Annotated in this window: 15 protein-coding genes; 9 read left to right on the forward strand and 6 right to left on the reverse strand. The window is 71.6% G+C overall.

Annotation, left to right across the window (positions count from 1 at the left end; genetic code table 11):
• Window positions 1-19: 19 nt before the first annotated feature.
• The gene (locus OIU81_RS00760) at window positions 20-1,096 is read right to left on the reverse strand and encodes a S1 family peptidase (RefSeq protein ID WP_329142008.1); all 1,077 of its coding nucleotides are present in this window, start codon (window positions 1,094-1,096) and stop codon (window positions 20-22) included.
• A gap of 832 nt (window positions 1,097-1,928) precedes the next feature.
• Between OIU81_RS00760 and OIU81_RS00765 the strand changes: the two genes are divergently transcribed.
• Entirely contained in the window at window positions 1,929-2,210 is a 282-nt protein-coding gene (locus OIU81_RS00765) for a hypothetical protein (RefSeq protein WP_329142010.1), read from the forward strand.
• A 111-nt stretch (window positions 2,211-2,321) separates the two neighbouring features.
• Here the strand turns inward: OIU81_RS00765 and OIU81_RS00770 are convergent, their stop codons facing one another.
• Complete coding sequence (locus tag OIU81_RS00770) at window positions 2,322-2,948, reverse strand: alpha-ketoglutarate-dependent dioxygenase AlkB (RefSeq protein WP_329142012.1); 627 nt, start codon at window positions 2,946-2,948, stop codon at window positions 2,322-2,324.
• A 120-nt stretch (window positions 2,949-3,068) separates the two neighbouring features.
• Between OIU81_RS00770 and OIU81_RS00775 the strand changes: the two genes are divergently transcribed.
• The 3 genes from OIU81_RS00775 to OIU81_RS00785 all read left to right on the forward strand — a co-directional run bounded on the left by OIU81_RS00775 (window position 3,069) and on the right by OIU81_RS00785 (window position 5,674).
• Window positions 3,069-3,827, forward strand: a complete 759-nt coding sequence (locus OIU81_RS00775) for an IclR family transcriptional regulator (protein ID WP_329142014.1) — start codon at window positions 3,069-3,071, stop codon at window positions 3,825-3,827.
• 103 nt (window positions 3,828-3,930) lie between these two features.
• A complete protein-coding gene (locus OIU81_RS00780; protein ID WP_443074107.1) occupies window positions 3,931-5,190 on the forward strand; it encodes a PP2C family protein-serine/threonine phosphatase in 1,260 nt (419 codons plus the stop codon).
• A 64-nt stretch (window positions 5,191-5,254) separates the two neighbouring features.
• The gene (locus OIU81_RS00785; RefSeq protein WP_329142016.1) at window positions 5,255-5,674 is read left to right on the forward strand and encodes a PPOX class F420-dependent oxidoreductase; all 420 of its coding nucleotides are present in this window, start codon (window positions 5,255-5,257) and stop codon (window positions 5,672-5,674) included.
• A gap of 124 nt (window positions 5,675-5,798) precedes the next feature.
• On the opposite strand, the gene OIU81_RS00790 is transcribed toward OIU81_RS00785, so the two are convergent.
• Entirely contained in the window at window positions 5,799-6,680 is an 882-nt protein-coding gene (locus OIU81_RS00790; protein ID WP_329142018.1) for a SigB/SigF/SigG family RNA polymerase sigma factor, read from the reverse strand.
• 256 nt (window positions 6,681-6,936) lie between these two features.
• Here OIU81_RS00790 and OIU81_RS00795 point away from each other — a divergent pair, with 256 nt between their 5' ends.
• From OIU81_RS00795 to OIU81_RS00805, 3 genes are all read left to right on the forward strand, one after another.
• Window positions 6,937-7,830 carry a virginiamycin B lyase family protein gene (locus OIU81_RS00795; RefSeq protein WP_329142019.1) on the forward strand — a complete coding sequence of 298 codons (894 nt, stop codon included), beginning with the start codon at window positions 6,937-6,939 and terminating at the stop codon, window positions 7,828-7,830.
• A 350-nt stretch (window positions 7,831-8,180) separates the two neighbouring features.
• Window positions 8,181-9,470 carry a PP2C family protein-serine/threonine phosphatase gene (locus OIU81_RS00800; protein ID WP_443074108.1) on the forward strand — a complete coding sequence of 430 codons (1,290 nt, stop codon included), beginning with the start codon at window positions 8,181-8,183 and terminating at the stop codon, window positions 9,468-9,470.
• A gap of 197 nt (window positions 9,471-9,667) precedes the next feature.
• Window positions 9,668-9,994: a hypothetical protein gene (locus OIU81_RS00805; RefSeq protein ID WP_329142023.1), complete on the forward strand. Its 327-nt coding sequence runs from the start codon at window positions 9,668-9,670 to the stop codon at window positions 9,992-9,994.
• A gap of 85 nt (window positions 9,995-10,079) precedes the next feature.
• On the opposite strand, the gene OIU81_RS00810 is transcribed toward OIU81_RS00805, so the two are convergent.
• Both OIU81_RS00810 and OIU81_RS00815 read right to left on the reverse strand, forming a co-directional pair.
• Window positions 10,080-11,894, reverse strand: a complete 1,815-nt coding sequence (locus OIU81_RS00810; protein ID WP_329142025.1) for a M28 family metallopeptidase — start codon at window positions 11,892-11,894, stop codon at window positions 10,080-10,082.
• A gap of 384 nt (window positions 11,895-12,278) precedes the next feature.
• Window positions 12,279-12,947 (reverse strand): HAD family hydrolase, encoded by a 669-nt coding sequence (locus tag OIU81_RS00815; protein WP_329142027.1) that lies wholly within the window; start codon window positions 12,945-12,947, stop codon window positions 12,279-12,281.
• A 195-nt stretch (window positions 12,948-13,142) separates the two neighbouring features.
• On the opposite strand from OIU81_RS00815, the gene OIU81_RS00820 reads away from it, so the two are divergent.
• A complete protein-coding gene (locus tag OIU81_RS00820; RefSeq protein ID WP_329330641.1) occupies window positions 13,143-13,652 on the forward strand; it encodes a DUF3995 domain-containing protein in 510 nt (169 codons plus the stop codon).
• Window positions 13,653-13,815: 163 nt separating this feature from the next.
• Here OIU81_RS00820 and OIU81_RS00825 read toward each other — a convergent pair whose 3' ends face one another.
• The gene (locus OIU81_RS00825; RefSeq protein ID WP_329142031.1) at window positions 13,816-14,754 is read right to left on the reverse strand and encodes an alpha/beta fold hydrolase; all 939 of its coding nucleotides are present in this window, start codon (window positions 14,752-14,754) and stop codon (window positions 13,816-13,818) included.
• Between the two features lie 112 nt (window positions 14,755-14,866).
• On the opposite strand from OIU81_RS00825, the gene OIU81_RS00830 reads away from it, so the two are divergent.
• Window positions 14,867-15,556: a TetR family transcriptional regulator gene (locus OIU81_RS00830; protein WP_329142033.1), complete on the forward strand. Its 690-nt coding sequence runs from the start codon at window positions 14,867-14,869 to the stop codon at window positions 15,554-15,556.
• The last annotated feature ends 57 nt before the right edge of the window (window positions 15,557-15,613 follow it).

The raw sequence follows: 15,613 nt of genomic DNA on the forward strand, positions 1-15,613 counted from the left end.
CTCCGGCGTGACGGCCGGGTCAGCCGAGGTGCGTTCCGGTCTCCTCCAGGGCCTCGCGCACCGGCTGGTAGTAGCTCTGGCCGGCCGTGGCACAGTCGCCCCGGCCGCCCGAGGTCAGGCCCAGCGCGGCCTCGTCCTCGAAGAGCGCGCCACCGCTGTCGCCGGCCTCCGCGCAGATACTGGTCTGGATCAGTCCGTCGACCGTCCCCTCCTGGTAGTTGGCCGTCGCGTCGATCGCGAGGACGTCCCCCTCACGCAGGTGGGTGGTACTGCCGCTGCGCGCCACACGCTGGCCCACGATCGGGTCGTCGGCCTCGGTGATCTCCTGTGAGTCGCCGTCGTAGAGGTCGACGGCGCTGGGGTGCTCGATGTCGTCGTCGGTGTACCGCGCGATGCCGAAGTCGTTACCGGGGAAGTCGCTGGAGACCGTCTTCGCGATCTCGGGTCCGCCCTGTGTGTCGGACCAGGTCCGCATGGCACTGGTGCAGTGCCCGGCGGTCAGGAAGTACGGCTTTCCGCCCTTGGTGACATTGAAGCCCAGCGAGCAGCGTGCGCCGGGCCCCCAAATGGCGTCGCCCCCGTCGATCAGCGGCCGGAGTTGGCCCGCCGACCGCTGGAGGGCGGCGCGGTCACCGAGCGAGGAGACGACCGTCGTCAGCTGCCGCAGCTTGCGGCCCTGGACGGTTCGGTCCGCGACGACGATCACCCGGTTGGCCTTGGGATCCATCGCCCAGGCCGTGCCGGGGATGGTGGCCTTTTCCCGGAGGGTGGCGCGGGCGGCGTCCAGCGAGGCGAGGGAATGCCGGACGACCCGGGGCTCGGCGCCGGCCACCCGGACCGTGCCCGCGGCGGCCCGATCGGTGACATTGACGACGAGACGGTGGTTCCTGGCGTCGTAATAGGCGCCGGCCCCGCGCGCGCCGAGGGCGGCACTGAGGGCCTTGGCGCGCTGCACGGCGGCGGCTGACGATTGGGGGTCGGGCCCCTGGACGGGAGCGGCCTCGGCGCTCGGCAGGGTGAGTGCGGCGGCGATCAGGGCCACCGCACCGGCACCGGCGAGGAGGGTGCGGGGCGTAGGTGCGCTTGTGTGCTTCAACTCAACACCTCTGGTGGGGGTGGGCCATCGGGGCGCCCCGCCCTCGGAAGGTGTCGGCGCCACAAGCGGCCTGTGAGGGCGTGGCACGGCGGCGCGGAGCCATTCTGGACTGCCACCGCGCCGCACTGCGCCCGCCCGGCCACGGGTCCGCAGGAATCACCTGTACGGCCCCGGGCCCGCACCGCCCGCGAACCGGTCGGCGGCAGCCACATTCCTGCTACCTGGTGCGATGCGTCTCTCCGGCCGGGAACCCGTACGGCGGATCAGGCGCAGCGGCCGCCGCGGGACGTCGTGGAACGGCGCGTGCCCGGGTGTCGGCCGGGGCCTGCGGGGCGCAGGACGGTGCCGGGGCCGGGCAGGTCTGCGGGAGCCGGCGGGGCGGGCGCGGCGTGGCGGTCCGGGGCGCCGTGATCTGCGCGTCCGGCGCGTCTTTCACGAACCAGGCGCGTGCCGGCAGGACTTGGGCGACAAACACCGGAGGGACCACCGACCGGCGACCAGACGGGGTTGTGCCCGCGCCCCCTCTCCCGGACGCGCTTCCCCCGCGAAAGGACCGTGCATGACCGGGGCGTTGCCCCCACGACTCCTCTCCGCCGCCCACGGAGGAAACACGCCACGCCGCGATCGTGGCACTCCTGGAGAAATCCCCATCAAGTTGCGACAGATGGGACAGCAGATACGTGAGATGTCGCTTTCTTCCGCGTTCTGTATGCATTGCGTAAAGCCATTGGTGTTGACCGGATTTGGTGGGCGTCACCGGTGCATGGTCATTCATGCCCGGCCGTCGGCAGGGCATCTCGCACCACGGCAATGCAGAAAGGCACGATCCTCAATGATTGACGGATTCAAGCGCGCCCTCGCTCTGGGCGCCGCCACCGTTGCCCTCGCCGGAGGCGCCGTCCTCACCACGGTGGGAACCGCCTCGGCCACACCCACTCACCACGGCGACCACACCGCCACAAGACACCTCGACCGCGGGCACTGTCACATGCTCCGCGGACACTGGGCCCGCGTCTGGCGCCCGGCCTGGCGTGACGGACACGGCATGCGTCACGGTGGCCGCTGGATCAGGGTCTGGCACCGGGAGCGCCTGGTGTGCCGGCACCGTCGCTGACCATCGCGCCCAGGCAGTAACCGGACCCCCGAGCCGTTTCGGCTCGGGGGTCCGTTCGTCATGTCGGCGAGGCACGCACCCATGGTGTGCGGTCGCCGGCGGCCCCTGCCGTCAGCGTACGCCGTGCGGCCGGAACTGGATGCTGATCCGCGGCCCCGCCGCCCGCGCGGTCTTGGGGATCGCGTGTTCCCAAGTGCGCTGACAGGAACCGCCCATCACGAGGAGGTCGCCGTGTCCCAGCGGGTGCCGCACACTGCCGCCGCCGCGTCGCGGGCGCAGCAGCAGATCGCGCGGCTCACCCACGGACAGGATGGCGACCATGGTGTTCTCACGTCGCCCGCGACCGATCCGGTCGCCGTGCCAGGCCACACTGTCGCGGCCGTCCCGGTAGTAGCAGAGCCCGGCCGTGGTGAACGGTTCACCGAGCTGGTCGGCGTAGTGGGCGGTGAGCGCCTCGCGCGCCTCGTCCAGTGTGGGGTGCGGCAGCGGGTCGCCGGACCGGTAGAAGGCGAGCAGCCGCGGTACATCCACCACTTGCTCGTACATCTGCCGGCGCTCGGCCTGCCAGGGCACTTCGGCGGCGAGCTGGGCGAACAGGGCATCGGCCCCGCTCAGCCACCCAGGCAGCAGATCGAGCCAGGCTCCGTCGCCGAGCACGGTCCGGCGCATCCCGCACAGCGACCCGAGCCGGACCTCGTCGGTCTGGTCGAAGAGTGAGCCCTGGAGGTGCGTGACCATGCCTCCAGCGTACCCACATATTCGAATGTATGTTCTGGAGGGAGTGGGGGAGGGAGCGCGGAGGGCCGCCTCCCGTCGGCCACCCTTGCCTGAGCGGGACGCCGGGCGCACGCTGAATGTATGGGCACCGCAGAAGGCCCGACGCTCATCACTTCCGTCCAGCGAGCCTTCCGCCTCATGGAGGCCGTGGGTGCACACGAGGGCGGCGCCCCGGCCAAGCAGCTGGCACGGGAGACGGAGTTGCCGCTGGCCACCGCCTATCACCTGCTGCGCACGCTCACTCACGACGGGTACATCCGGAAGCTGGAGGACGGCGGGTACGTCCTCGGCGACAAGCTGGACACACTCCAGTCCGGCGGGCGCGCCCAGGCCCTGCTCAACCGGATCCGGCCCACGCTCGCGGCCCTGCGCGACGACCTGTCGGCCGCCGCCTATCTGACCTTCTTCGAGGACGGCGAGATACGGGTCGCCGAGATCGTCGACGGCCCCCGGGCGCCGCGGGTCGACCTGTGGGTGGGCTTCGAGGACGCCGGCCACGCCACGGCGCTGGGCAAGTGCGTACTGCGCGAGCTGGACGCCGGCGCCCGCGACGACTACCTGTCCCGCCACCCCCTGGCCGACCTCACCCCCCGCACCATCACCGTCCGCGCCGAACTCCTCCGACGGCTCGACACGATGCCCGTATCGCCGGTGGTCACAGACATGGAGGAGTACGCCCTCGGCACGTTCTGCGTCGCGGTGCCGGTGTACAGCGGGCAGATACTGGGCTCCCTCGGCGTCTCGCTCCGGGCGGACCGGATCTCCCGCTTCGACGAGGTCCGGGACCGACTGCTTCCGGCAGCGAGCCGCGTGACCAGGGGTTTGTCGCTCACTATCTGAAATCCGGGTCCTTGCGGCTGCCGCGCGACTCCCGTTTCCTAGATGAAACGGACATTTCGGCGCGTATGTGCCATGAGCAGGGAAGCGAGCTGTGGACGAGGACATGCACCAGGCCCGAATCCACCCCCACGACCACCGGCCGCGACGGCAGCTCACCGCACCGCTCTCCGCTCTGTGGGCAACGGTGCGCCGCTCGGTGGAGGAACCGTCCGCCACCACAGGCGTCTTCCGGCACTACACCCACCACGCGCCGGTACTGATCATCGCCGTCGTCGCGTTCCTCGCCCTCGCCGACGGCACCGGTATGAACTGGCTGCCGCTGCTGGCCGTCGGCCCCGCGCTGGCCGCCGCCACCAGCGGGCCGTGGGGCGTGCTGCGCATCGGCGCCCTGGCGGTGGCGCTGGCCGCGGTGCTCGGTGTACGCGGCGGCGCGCCGGGCACCGAGCAGGCGATCATGCTGTCCGCGCTGGCCGCCGTGACCTTGGCCGGTGGCCTGGCCAGCGCGCTGCGCCGCCGCCGCGAACACGTACTGGCCGCCGTCCGTTCGGTGGCCGAAGCCGCCCAGCACGCGTTTCTCAAGCCGGTGCCGTCGACCGTCGGGCCGTTCCAGGCGGCGGTCCACTACAGCGCCGCCGCTGCCGAGGCACGGATCGGTGGTGACCTCTACGCGCTGGTGCCGACGCCGTACGGGGTGCGGCTCATCGTGGGCGACGTGCGCGGCAAGGGACTGCCGGCCGTGGGGGTCGCCGCCCTGGTACTGGGCGTGTTCCGGGAAGCGGCCTACGACGAGCCGGACCTCCTCGACGTGGTGCACCGTATCGAGCGGAGCCTGGCGCGCAACCTCGGTCCGGACGACTTCGTCACGGCGGTGCTCGCCGGGTACCCGGAGGACGGCCGCATGGAGCTCGTCAATTGCGGGCACGCCGCTCCGCTGCTGGTCCACGACTCCGGAATCCTGCCGGTCGAACCCGTCCGTCCGGCCCCGCCGCTCGGACTGCGGTCCCTCGCCGGCGAGTCGCCGAGCCTCCAGCACGTGACGCTGGTCGACGGACATCAGGTGCTCTTCTACACCGACGGGGTCACCGAGGCCCGCGACCACGAGCGGGCGTTCTACCCGCTGGGGGAACGGCTGGCCCAGCACCTTTCGGAGGAACCGTCCCGCACCCTCGCCGCACTGCACGAGGACCTGCTCGCGCACGTGGGCGGGGAGCTGCACGACGACGCCGCCATGCTGCTGCTGCGGAAGCCGGCCGGCACCGCCCCGGAGCAGCCCGGCACCGCCCCGGTGGCATCGACCGGACCGGCACGGCCCACCGGCCGCAGCCACCGGTGTGCCGCTCCCGCGGTGGGTGCTGCCGAATAAAGCGCGGGGATCCGTGCAAGATGGCCCCGGACCGGATCAAGAAGCCCAGGAAGGAGCGCCCCCGATGTCGAAGCCACCGCTTCCCGATGCGGCGGTCGCCGTGTTGGCCAAGGCGAACCCGGCGGTCATCACGACGCTGCGGTCGGACGGCCAGCCGGTCTCCACGGCCACCTGGTACCTCTGGGACAACGGCCGGGTGCTGGTCAACATGGACGAGGGCCGCAAACGGCTGGCGCACCTCCGCCGTGATCCGCGGGTCAGCCTCACCGTGCTGGACGAGGGCAACTGGTACACGCACCTCAGCCTCATCGGGCACGTCATCGAGACCGGTACGGACGAGGACCTCGCCGATATCGACCGGCTGGCGCAGCACTACCTCGGCAGGCCGTACCCGCAGCGGGACCGGCGCCGGATCAGCGCCTGGATCGAGATCGACCGCTGGCACGGCTGGGGCGCGATGAAGGACAGCGACCAGGCCGGCTGACGACGCCGGACGGTGGCGCACGACGCCCGGTGTCCGTATCCGTATCCGTATACGGGGTGCTCCCCCGTCCGCCGGCTGCCGCACCTTGGCCGTGGCCGGGCCCGCGGCCCGTACCCGGACCGCCTCAGCTCTCGAGAAGTCCCTTGCGGAGCGTGGCGCACGCGCGGCTGAGGAGGCGGGAGACATGCATCTGGGAGAGGCCGAGTTCCTCGCCGATCTCCGCCTGCGTCATCTCCGCCCCGAAGCGCAGTTGGAGAAGGGTGCGGTCACGCTCGTCCAGGTCGGCCAGGTGCGGCTTGAGGGCCTGGACGTCTTCGGCCAGCGCCAGGGCGGGGTCCTCGGTGCCGATGAGGTCGGCGACCAGTCCGGTCTGCTGCTTTCCGCCGCCGGCCTGGATGGGCCGGTCGAGGGAGTCGCTGTCATAGCCGTTGGAGGCCACCAGCCCCTCCGCGACCTCGTCCTCCGCCAGATCGAGGTGGGCGGCGAGGTCGGCGGCGGACGGTTCGTGGACTCCCTCGCACTCCAGCTCCTCCCGGGCACGGGCAAGGTCGATACGGAGTTCCTGCAGCCGCCGGGGCACCCGCACCGACCACGTCGTATCGCGGAAGAACCGCTTGATCTCGCCCTGGATGTAGGGGACGGCCAGCGTGGTGAACTCCACGTCGCGGGAGGCGTCGTAACGGTCGATCGCCTTGATCAGGCCGATCGTGCCGACCTGGAGGACGTCCTCCATGGATTCTCTGCGGCTGGAGAAGCGGCGCGCGACGTAGCGCACCAGGGAGAGGTTCATCTCGATCAGGGTGTTCCGCACGTACTGGTACTCGCTCGTCCCCTCGTCGAGCTCTTCCAGCCGCAGCAGGAACCGCTTGGACAACTCCCGTGCGTCGGCGGGGGCCACGCGCTGCGGGGACGGGATCTGCGGCAGCACCGTCGGAGCCGGAACGGCGCTCTCCTTCGACGTGGTCTCCGGGTCCCTTCCCGCCGCCAACGTGCTGTTGCTCGTCATGCGCTTGGCTCCCCTCTGTTGCCGAGCCCCCGTCGGTCGCTCCCCTACCCGCCGCCGACGCCGGTATGTCCCGACGTCCGCACGCCGCTTCGGGAGCGGCCGGAGCGGATCCGGCTCCGGTCACCCCCAAATCCGGTTGCCCGCACACCGGCACCGTGACAATATCTCTTAATGCAACTAAAGTAGCGCTAGTGTTCCCCTCCTCCTGACGAGCCCCACGTATCAGCACGTTCCACGTAAAGGAAGCACCCCACCCATGTCGCGCCGTGTCGCCTCGTTCCAGCGATTCCCCGTCCCCGACCCCGGCGCGGGCCCGTACGCCCTCACCACCGGCCCCGACCAGGCGTTGTGGTGCACCCTGGTCCACACCGGGCAGATCGCCCGTCTTTCTCCGGACGGTCAACTCCTGTGCCACCGGCTCGACTCCGCGTCCTGCGGGCCGACCACCATCACCCCGGGACCCGATGGCGCGCTGTGGTTCGCCCGGAGCCAGGACCACCGGATCGGACGGATCACGGTCACTGGGGAGGCGACCTCGTTCCCCCTCCCGAGCCCGGACAGCGGTCCGTTCGGCATCGTGTCCGCCCCCGACGGAGCACTGTGGTTCACGCAGATGCACGCCGACCGCATCGGCCGGATCACCACGGACGGCGAAGTGACGGAGTTTCCGCTGCCGGTCAGCGGCGCCTTCGCCTCGGCCCTCACCGCCGGCCCCGATGACGCACTGTGGTGCACCCTCAATCAAGCGCATGCGATCGGCCGTATCAGCCTCCAGGGAGAGATCACCGTCTACCCGCTGCCCACCGCGAACGCCGCGCCGGTCGGCATCACCTGCGGCGCGGACGGCGCCCTCTGGTTCGTCGAGATCGGCGCCGGCCGGATAGGCCGGATCACCACGGACGGCCGGATCGAGGAGTTCCCCCTCCCGGACCCCGCGTGCCGGCCGCATGCGATCGTCGCGGGTCCGGCCGGAGACTGCTGGTTCACCGAATGGGGAGCCCACCGCATCGGCTCCATCGCCCCGGACGGCCGTATCGAGGAATTCGCCCTGCCCGCCTCGTCGTCGGAGCCGCACGGTCTGGCATTCGGGCCGGACGGTGCCCTCTATGTGGCTCTGGAGAGCGGAGAGGTGGTCCGGATGGCTCCCTGACCGCCGGCGCGCCGGGGGCTGTGCGCGACCGACCACCGGCCCTGGTAACGACCGGATCGGCCATCGCCCCGGCCGCCCGCCCCACCAGCGGCTCGGTCGCGGCCCGCCCGCCTCAAGATTCTGCCGCGACCACGCCTTCCCGAGGTGTCGCTCTCGTGCCTCCCCGCGGTGTCGCTACGGGCAAACTCCGTCTCGGTGTCACCATCAGCAGCACAGCGACAGCACATGCACCGCCCGGGTGCGCCGGTGAGCGGCGGTGCCAGGGCGGGACAGCCCACAGGGCGGACGGCTCGGCGGGCCGGCGTTCGAGGAAAGGTGCCTGAATGAGCAGTGCAGCGGCCCGCGGAAGGATGCTGGGTGATCTGATTGCCGCCAGCCATGTGGTCACGCTGGATCATGTCCCGGACGTGGTCGCCAAGCATGCGGCCCGGGTCGGCTGGCTGGAGGTTCTGATCTACCTGGCCGATCTCCAGCAGGACGTGCTGTGCCTGCTCGCCGGCCAGGGATCCGGCGCCGGCGGCGGGGCGGAGACCGTCCCCGATGAGCTGCGGATCGAGGGCACCCTGGCGGGGCGGGCCTTCCAGACGGGGAGCATCGTCGCGAGCACCGCCTCCGAAGGCGGCCTGTGGTGGGTGCCGTTGCTCGACGGCACCGAGCGTCTGGGGGTCCTGCGGGCCTCCGCCGCGCCCGGTATGGAGTGGGACGCCCAAACGGCTCAGGACCTGCGCAATCTCGCCGGGCTGGTCGCGTTGATGGTGGTCAGCAAGCGCGGGACGAGCGATACGTACGCCAAGCTCGTACGGCGCCGCCGGATGAACATCGCCGCGGAGATGGAGTGGCGCGTGATGCCACCGAGGACGTTCGCCACCGCCCGGTTGCTGATCAGCGCGGTGATGGAGCCCGCCTACGAGGTCAGTGGCGACGTCTTCGACTACGCCGTCGCCGATGAGATCGTGCACCTCGCGCTCTTCGACGCGATGGGCCATGACACCGCCGCCGGGCTGACCGCGAGCCTCGCGGTCGCCGCCAGCCGCAACCACCGCCGGCAGGGCTCCGGGATCCTGCCGACCGCCGAAGCCATGGGACGGGTGCTCGCCGACGAGTTCGACGGCAACCGCTTCGCCACGGGCATCCTGGCCGAGCTGAACACCGCCACCGGGGTGCTCATCTGGACCAGCCTGGGGCACCCCGCACCGGTCGTCATCCGCAAGGGACGCACCGCGCTGAGCCTGCCCTGCTCGCCCGCGCCTCCCATGGGCACCGACCTGGGCGTGCCGCCCGCCCTCTGCCGGGATCAACTGGAACCCGGTGACCGGCTGCTGCTCTACAGCGACGGCATCACCGAGGCCCGCAACAGCGACGGGCAGGAGTTCGGCCTGCCGAGATTCACCGACTTCCTCATCCAGCACCATGCCGACGGGCTGCCCGTGCCCGAGACCCTGCGTCGTCTGATGCGGCGTCATCTCGCCTACCACGGCGGGCGGCTCAACGACGACGCCACCGTCCTGCTGCTGGAGTGGAGCGGCCCCGCCCCCTTCCGCCCCGCCCACGTCGAAGCCCTCGCCGGTCTGCCCGAACACACCACCCCCGCCACCGCCCTGCCCACCCGCTGGACGCGGCCCGACGCCGAGGAGCCGTGAGGTGCCCGGGCGCAGGGGCGCGGTGCGCCCGCCGGGGCGAGAGCCCGGCCCACGCCCGTTCCCGGCCCCGGTGACGCATGCTCTGCCCAGACGGGGCAGACGCACCGTACGCTGCCAGGCATCACGGCACACTCTCCGCAGGCACCACACTCCCCGCAGGCACCGCACTCCCCGCCCAAGACAGGAGCCCACCCCCGATGACCGAGACCGAGCAGAACGCCCCGGCCGCGCGGGCCGTCTTCCGCGCGGAGGCCTTCACCCGTCATGGCCGCTGGCATCTCGAAATCGCCAGCCTCGACCGCGAACCGGACGCCGGCGACACCGAAGCCCTGCTCGTCACGCTCTGGCCGGTCGGGGAGACCCCCGAGGGCAGCGGTTTCCCGGCCGACGCGCTCCGCGATCAGCTGCGCGACAACGGCTTCGCCCTGGCCGACCCCGGCCGGGGCACCGGCGGCTGGACACGCACCGGGGACCGGGACCGCTTCACCGCCGCCTGCTACCAGACGGACGAGGCGACGGCCTGAGCCACCGCACGCCGCGCGGGGAGGGGGGGACCTCCCGGAGGGGCAGATCCGGTGAGGGCCTGCCCCTCCGGGCTCGTGCGCCGGGTCAGCCGGTCTGCAGGGCCGCGTCGTCGAGGACGAAGCTGCTCTGGAGGCCGGAGTCCTCGGTGGCGGTGAAGGTGAGGGTGATCCGCTGTCCGATGTAGGGGCTCAGGTCCAGGGTGCGCTGGGTGTAGCCGGCGGCCGCGTCGGTGTTGGAGAGGGTCGTCAGGGTGGTGCTGCCCACCTTGACCTTGAAGGTGTCGTAGGCGACGCCGCCACTCTCGTCGGTGTCGATGTGCAGCCAGTAGGTCAGGGTGGCCTTGCGGCATCCGGCGGGCACGGTCACCGGCTGGCTGACGGTGTCGGTGGCCGAGTAGCCGTATCCGGCGAGCCAGGCGAATCTGCTGCCCCCGTGGGCGGACTGGCCGGCGTGGGCCCCGATCACTCCGGTGTCGCCCGTCCAGGGTGTGGTGCCGTTCTCGAAGCCGCCGTTGCCGAGAAGCTGTTGGCCGGTGCAGCCGCCCGTTCCCTTGACGGTCAGGGTGTAGGTCGCGGTGCGGGTGACGGACCCGGTGCCGGTGACGGTCAGGGGGTAGGTGCCCGGCGCCGTGGCTGTGGTCGTGGCGACGGTCATGGTGGAGCCGGCCCCGGAGGTCACCGAGGAGGGGCTGAAGGAGACGCTCACGCCTGCCGGTGCGCCGGACGCCGACAGCTGCACCGTCTGGGCGGACCCGCTGGTGGTCGCCGTGGAGACGGTGCCGGTGGCCGACGCGCCCGGGTCGACGCTGCCGGCCGTGGGGCTGACGGCCAGCGAGAAGTCGTTCGCCGGGGTGGACGGCGTGACGGCGAGCTGCCACAGGGTGGCGGCGATACCGTCGACACTGCGGTTGAGTCCGGTGGCGTTGATGTTGCCGGTGGTGTCGCAGGACTGGTGGTAGCAGGAGTCATAGGCGCGGTTGGCGGTGCCGCCCCACTTCGTCGCCTGCGCCGAGGTCTTCCTGGCGCTGGCGCCCATCGCATAGCCGGAGGTCGCGATGCCGGCCTGCTCGAAGGAGTAGTCGTCGGAGCGTCCCGCGCCCTCGGTGTTCTCCTCCGGCTGGAGGCTCAGCGAGTCCCAGTAGACCTTCATCGGCTGGGCGGCGGCGGAGTTGATGTGGTTGATGAAGTAGCCGCCGTTGGTCGAGGCGATCATGTCGAAGTTGTAGTACGCCTTGATCTTCGCCCGCTCGGCGGAGGAGAGGGAGTTGACGTAGAAGTCGGAGCCGTTGAGGCCCTGCTCCTCGTCCGTCCACCAGCCGAACCGGACGCGGGCCGCCATGGCGGGATGCTGCTCGGCGAGGGTCAGTGCCGTCTCCAGCAGTGCGGCCGAACCGGAGCCGTTGTCGTTGATGCCCGGACCTGCCGAAACGCTGTCGAGGTGGGAGCCGAACATGTACACCCTGGAGGCGTCGCCCTGCGGCCATTCGGCGATCAGATTGGGTCCGGCCCCCGAGGCGCAGCCGGAGGTGCAGGGCTGCTCGGTGACGGTGTAGCCGGCCGCCTGGAGCTTGCCCTTGACGTAGGCGACGGAGTCCCGGTAGCCCTGCCCGCTGGATTTGCGGGTGCCGCCGTTGCGGGTCGCGATGCTGTTCAGCTCGGTGAGGTGGGCCTGGACCTTGGCCACATCGATGTCCGGCGCGTCGAGGAGCGCGGCGCGGCCGACGTCGGTACGTAGCCGCGGCGCGGCGGGACGGTGCGCGGCCCGGTCGGCGACGGAGATCGTGCGGGACGGCGGGGCAGGGGGCGAATCCGCCGGGGGCGCGGCGGCCGCGGGAAGGACGGCCGCTGCGAGGGTGACGGCCAGGGATATACCGGCCACCGCGAGTCTTCGTATCACCATGATTCCTTGAGGGGGTAGGCAGTTCTACCGACGGAGGTTCTGGTGGAACGCCGGGCCGCGTACGCCGTGCCGTCCTGCCGGCTCCGACGACACGTGGTGCACTGCGGGCAGGAAGGCGACATGTCCATGACCCAGGCGGCCGTACCATCACACCGTGACGCCTGCGGCGTCAATGGATGTCCCTGAACAGAGCGGTGTTTGTCGAAAAATGTCAGACGCCGCCCGATATCCGGGCACTCGTCGCCCCTTCGCATCCGCCCCGGCCCCGGCCGGCACCACGACGGCGGCCCGGGACGACGACGGCCCCCGCCCCGGCTCACGGCCGGCGCGGGGGCGCCCCGCGGTTCCGGTGCTGCCCCGTCTCGACGGACTCGACGGACGAGATCAGGCTGCGGCATCCCCGTAGGGCCCGGACACGAAGGCCAGGATGTGGGGGACTGCCTCGCGCAGACTGACGAAGTGGCGATGCACGCCCTCCACCGCGACCGCGGCGTTCACACCCCACACCGTCATCCCCGCGCGCAGCCCGGACCGCACTCCGGAAGGGGCGTCCTCGATGACCAGACAGTCTCCGGGCTCGGCGCCCAGCCGCGCAGCGGCCCGCACATAGGGCACGGGAGAGGGCTTGCCCTCCTCGACTGCGGCCGCGTCCACGATCACGTCCGGCAGCGGCAGGCCCGTACGCAGGAAACGGCCGCGCACCCGGTGCTCGTAGTTCGAGGTGACGAGCGCCCAGGAGCCCGGTGACAGGCCGTGCAGCAGCTCCGAGGCGCCGTCGAAAGCGGCATAGCTGCCGGACCGGACGTCCTCGTCCTCCAGCTTGTGCAGCATGGCCAGGCACTCGTGCGGATCCCGGTCCGCGGCAACCTGGGTGAACGTCTCCCTCGGCCGTGTCCGCAGCGCCACCTGGTAGACCTCGTCCGCATCCAGCCCGTACCGCTCCGCCCAAGTACCCCGGAACCGGCGCTGGTTGCGCACCGCGTCGATCAACGTGCCATCGACATCGAACAGTACGTGCTTCCTACGGCGCTGCCGCCCGGGTTCGCCGGTCACTCGTCGATCATGCCAGGCAGCGCGCAGACGACTGCGGGACAGCTCTGAGGGGTGGGAAGAGCGGCGGGCGCGGCAACTGCATGTCAGGTCTGGACGATCACGTCCGATGTGTTCGCTCGCATGCGGTGGCCAACTGCGTGGTGGGCGTGCTGGTTTCTCAGCATGCCGGTGGTGGCGTGCTGCCACGGCAGTGGCATGCTCCTCGCTATGCAGGAAGAGCGGCAGGACAGGACAACGGCAGAGGTGTGGGGGCGGATCGCGGGTGCCTGGGCGGTCGCGTTCGCCATGCTTCATTTCTATTGGGCGCTGGGCGGCAGCTGGGGTCTGAGTGTCTCGGCGGGGCCCCTGGCCGAGGAACGCCCCGCGTGGTTCGTGGCGGTGGGCTTGTGGGGTGTGGGAGTGCTGTGTCTTGTCGGCGGTGGGCTGGGATGGCTTCTCGCTGCCCGGCCACAGCCCCGTGGCCTGGCCGGACGGGTGGTCAAGGCTCTGGGCTGGTGTGTCTGCGCTGTGCTGTTGGTGCGCGGCATCGCGGTGGAGATGCTGCTGCTAACGGGCGCAGCGGGCCAGGAGGTAGACGTGAGCCCGGCACAGCGGCTGTGGACGCTGGTGCTGTGGAATCCCTGGTTCCTGGTCGGCGGTCTCCTCTTCGGCCTGGCCGCTCGGGAGTTCGGAAGAGCGGAGGGCCCGAGCAGCGGAACCGCCTGACGGCGTCGGGGAACACGAGCGGGGCATCCGAGATGCATTGCGTAACGAACGGCCTGGACACCCTGCTGACCGCACTGTGCGTGAAGACCGACGACGGCCTGATCGCCTTCGACCACTGAACACATCGGACTTGATCGTCTAGCTCATGAGCGGCTGTGGCCGGTCAGGGCCGCCGCGGTTGCCCTGACCGGTTGGGTGCACCGGCTTGTGCTGCCCGGTCTGCCAACGCCCGTACTTCGGCGGCCACGGCGAGGTGCCGCTCGCGTGGGAGGTCGTGGCCTACGCCCGGTTGGAGGACCAAGCGTGCGTCGCGGAGAGCCGCGGCGGTGGCGCGGGCCGCGGAGGGCTTGAGCAGGGGGTCGTCGGTGCCGTGCAGCACCAGCGCCGGGACGCGCAGCTCCGCCAGGGGCGGACCGTGCCATTTGGCGCCGATCTGGCGGGACTGGGCCTTGGCGTCGGCGATGCCGGTGTCCACGTCGACGGTGATCCGCTCCAGTGCCTCCGGCTCGTCGAAGGGGTAGCCGGGCGACGCACACAGACGCGCGACCGCGAGCCCGGCAGCGATCCTTTCCTCCCGGCCGCGCGGGGGCTTGATCCGGGCGAACTTGGCGAGGGTGCCGAGGCGGAGATGGCGGAACGCGCCCAGCCCGCCGACGTCGCTGGGCAGTGCCGCGGACGAGGTGAGGGTGCGGACCCGGTCCGGGTGGCGTAGCGCGACGCGCTGCGCCACCAGGCCCCCGAGCGAGTGCCCGAAGAGGTGGGCGGACTTCCAGCCGAGCGCGTCCATGACCGCGATGGCGTCGTCGGCCAGGTCCTCGGCGGTGTACGCCGTACGGCGGCGGCCGGCCAGCGCCGTGAAGGGGTTGCCCGAAGTGGCGGTCCCCGCCAGGCGCGTGGACTCCCCCGCGTCGCGCTGGTCGTAGCGCGCGACGGAGAAGCCGGCGGCGGCGAAGGCCGCGCACAGCTGCCGAGGCCACCAGTGCCGGGACACCGCCAGGCCCATGAGCAGCAGCAGCGGCTCACCCTCCGCGCCCTCCTGGAACCGGTCGTAGGCGAGCTCGACGGTGCCGTTACGGGCAAAGCTGCGTGCGGTCCAGGTCATGCCGGCTCCCTCGATGAGTCCGAATTACTGCGATCACCGTTCGCAGTATTAGACTACAGGCCGGCCGGTCCAGGAGCAGGTGGCAAGGGAAGAGCGAAAGGCGGCGGGCAGGGTGAGCGATCCGGAGTCCCGGCACACCGTGTGGTCGCGCCCCGAGCGCGGCGCGCGCGGGCCCGCGCCCGAACGGAGCCGTCGTCAGATCACCACCGCCGCCCTTGCGTTGGCCGACGCCGAGGGCCTGGCTGCCGTGTCGATGCGCGCGCTCGCGCAGCGTCTGGGCACCGGACCCGCTTCGCTCTACCGGTATGTGGCCGGCCGTCACGACCTGCTGGAGCTGATGGCGGACGCCGTCGTGGGAGAGATCGACCTCACGGCCGCGCCCAGCGGCGACTGGATCGGTGACCTCGTCGGCCTCGCCCTCCAGTCCAAGGCCGCCTGCACGCGCCACCCTTGGCTGCTCGACCTCTACGCCCAGCAGGGCAGCCCGGTCGGACCGCACGCGATCGACTACCTCGACCACTGCCTCGCCGTACTGGCCCGGGCGCCCGGCTCCAGCCAACAGAAGCTGGAGGCGATCGGCCTCGTCGGCGGCCTCGTCACCCTCTTCGCCCGCCAGGAGCTCACCGCCACGGCCCCGCCCGCGCTGGCGGCCCACCTCGCCGCCGTCTCCGCCGAGGGACGCCATCCGCACCTGCGCGCCGCACTGGCCACCGCCGGATCGCCCCCGTCGGGCAGCCCCGCCGACGGGGACGCCGTCTTCGCCCGCCTGCTGGGCCGCGTCCTCCCGGGACTGCTCGGCTAGGCAGTTGCCCGGCCGACAGCACGCGGCCGGGGCCCGCACAAGGGACCCCGGCCGGCG

Source organism: Streptomyces sp. NBC_01454 (assembly GCF_036227565.1).
In the GTDB taxonomy this organism is placed as follows: Bacteria; Actinomycetota; Actinomycetes; order Streptomycetales; family Streptomycetaceae; genus Streptomyces.

Coding starts and splice junctions, on each gene's coding strand:
- OIU81_RS00765 (WP_329142010.1), top strand. CDS start 1,929: ATGATTGACGGATTCAAGCGCGCCCTCGCTCTGGGCGCCGCCACCGTT.
- OIU81_RS00770 (WP_329142012.1), bottom strand. CDS start 2,948: ATGGTCACGCACCTCCAGGGCTCACTCTTCGACCAGACCGACGAGGTC.
- OIU81_RS00775 (WP_329142014.1), top strand. CDS start 3,069: ATGGGCACCGCAGAAGGCCCGACGCTCATCACTTCCGTCCAGCGAGCC.
- OIU81_RS00780 (WP_443074107.1), top strand. CDS start 3,931: ATGCACCAGGCCCGAATCCACCCCCACGACCACCGGCCGCGACGGCAG.
- OIU81_RS00785 (WP_329142016.1), top strand. CDS start 5,255: ATGTCGAAGCCACCGCTTCCCGATGCGGCGGTCGCCGTGTTGGCCAAG.
- OIU81_RS00790 (WP_329142018.1), bottom strand. CDS start 6,680: ATGACGAGCAACAGCACGTTGGCGGCGGGAAGGGACCCGGAGACCACG.
- OIU81_RS00795 (WP_329142019.1), top strand. CDS start 6,937: ATGTCGCGCCGTGTCGCCTCGTTCCAGCGATTCCCCGTCCCCGACCCC.
- OIU81_RS00800 (WP_443074108.1), top strand. CDS start 8,181: ATGCTGGGTGATCTGATTGCCGCCAGCCATGTGGTCACGCTGGATCAT.
- OIU81_RS00805 (WP_329142023.1), top strand. CDS start 9,668: ATGACCGAGACCGAGCAGAACGCCCCGGCCGCGCGGGCCGTCTTCCGC.
- OIU81_RS00810 (WP_329142025.1), bottom strand. CDS start 11,894: ATGGTGATACGAAGACTCGCGGTGGCCGGTATATCCCTGGCCGTCACC.
- OIU81_RS00820 (WP_329330641.1), top strand. CDS start 13,143: ATGCTCCTCGCTATGCAGGAAGAGCGGCAGGACAGGACAACGGCAGAG.
- OIU81_RS00825 (WP_329142031.1), bottom strand. CDS start 14,754: ATGACCTGGACCGCACGCAGCTTTGCCCGTAACGGCACCGTCGAGCTC.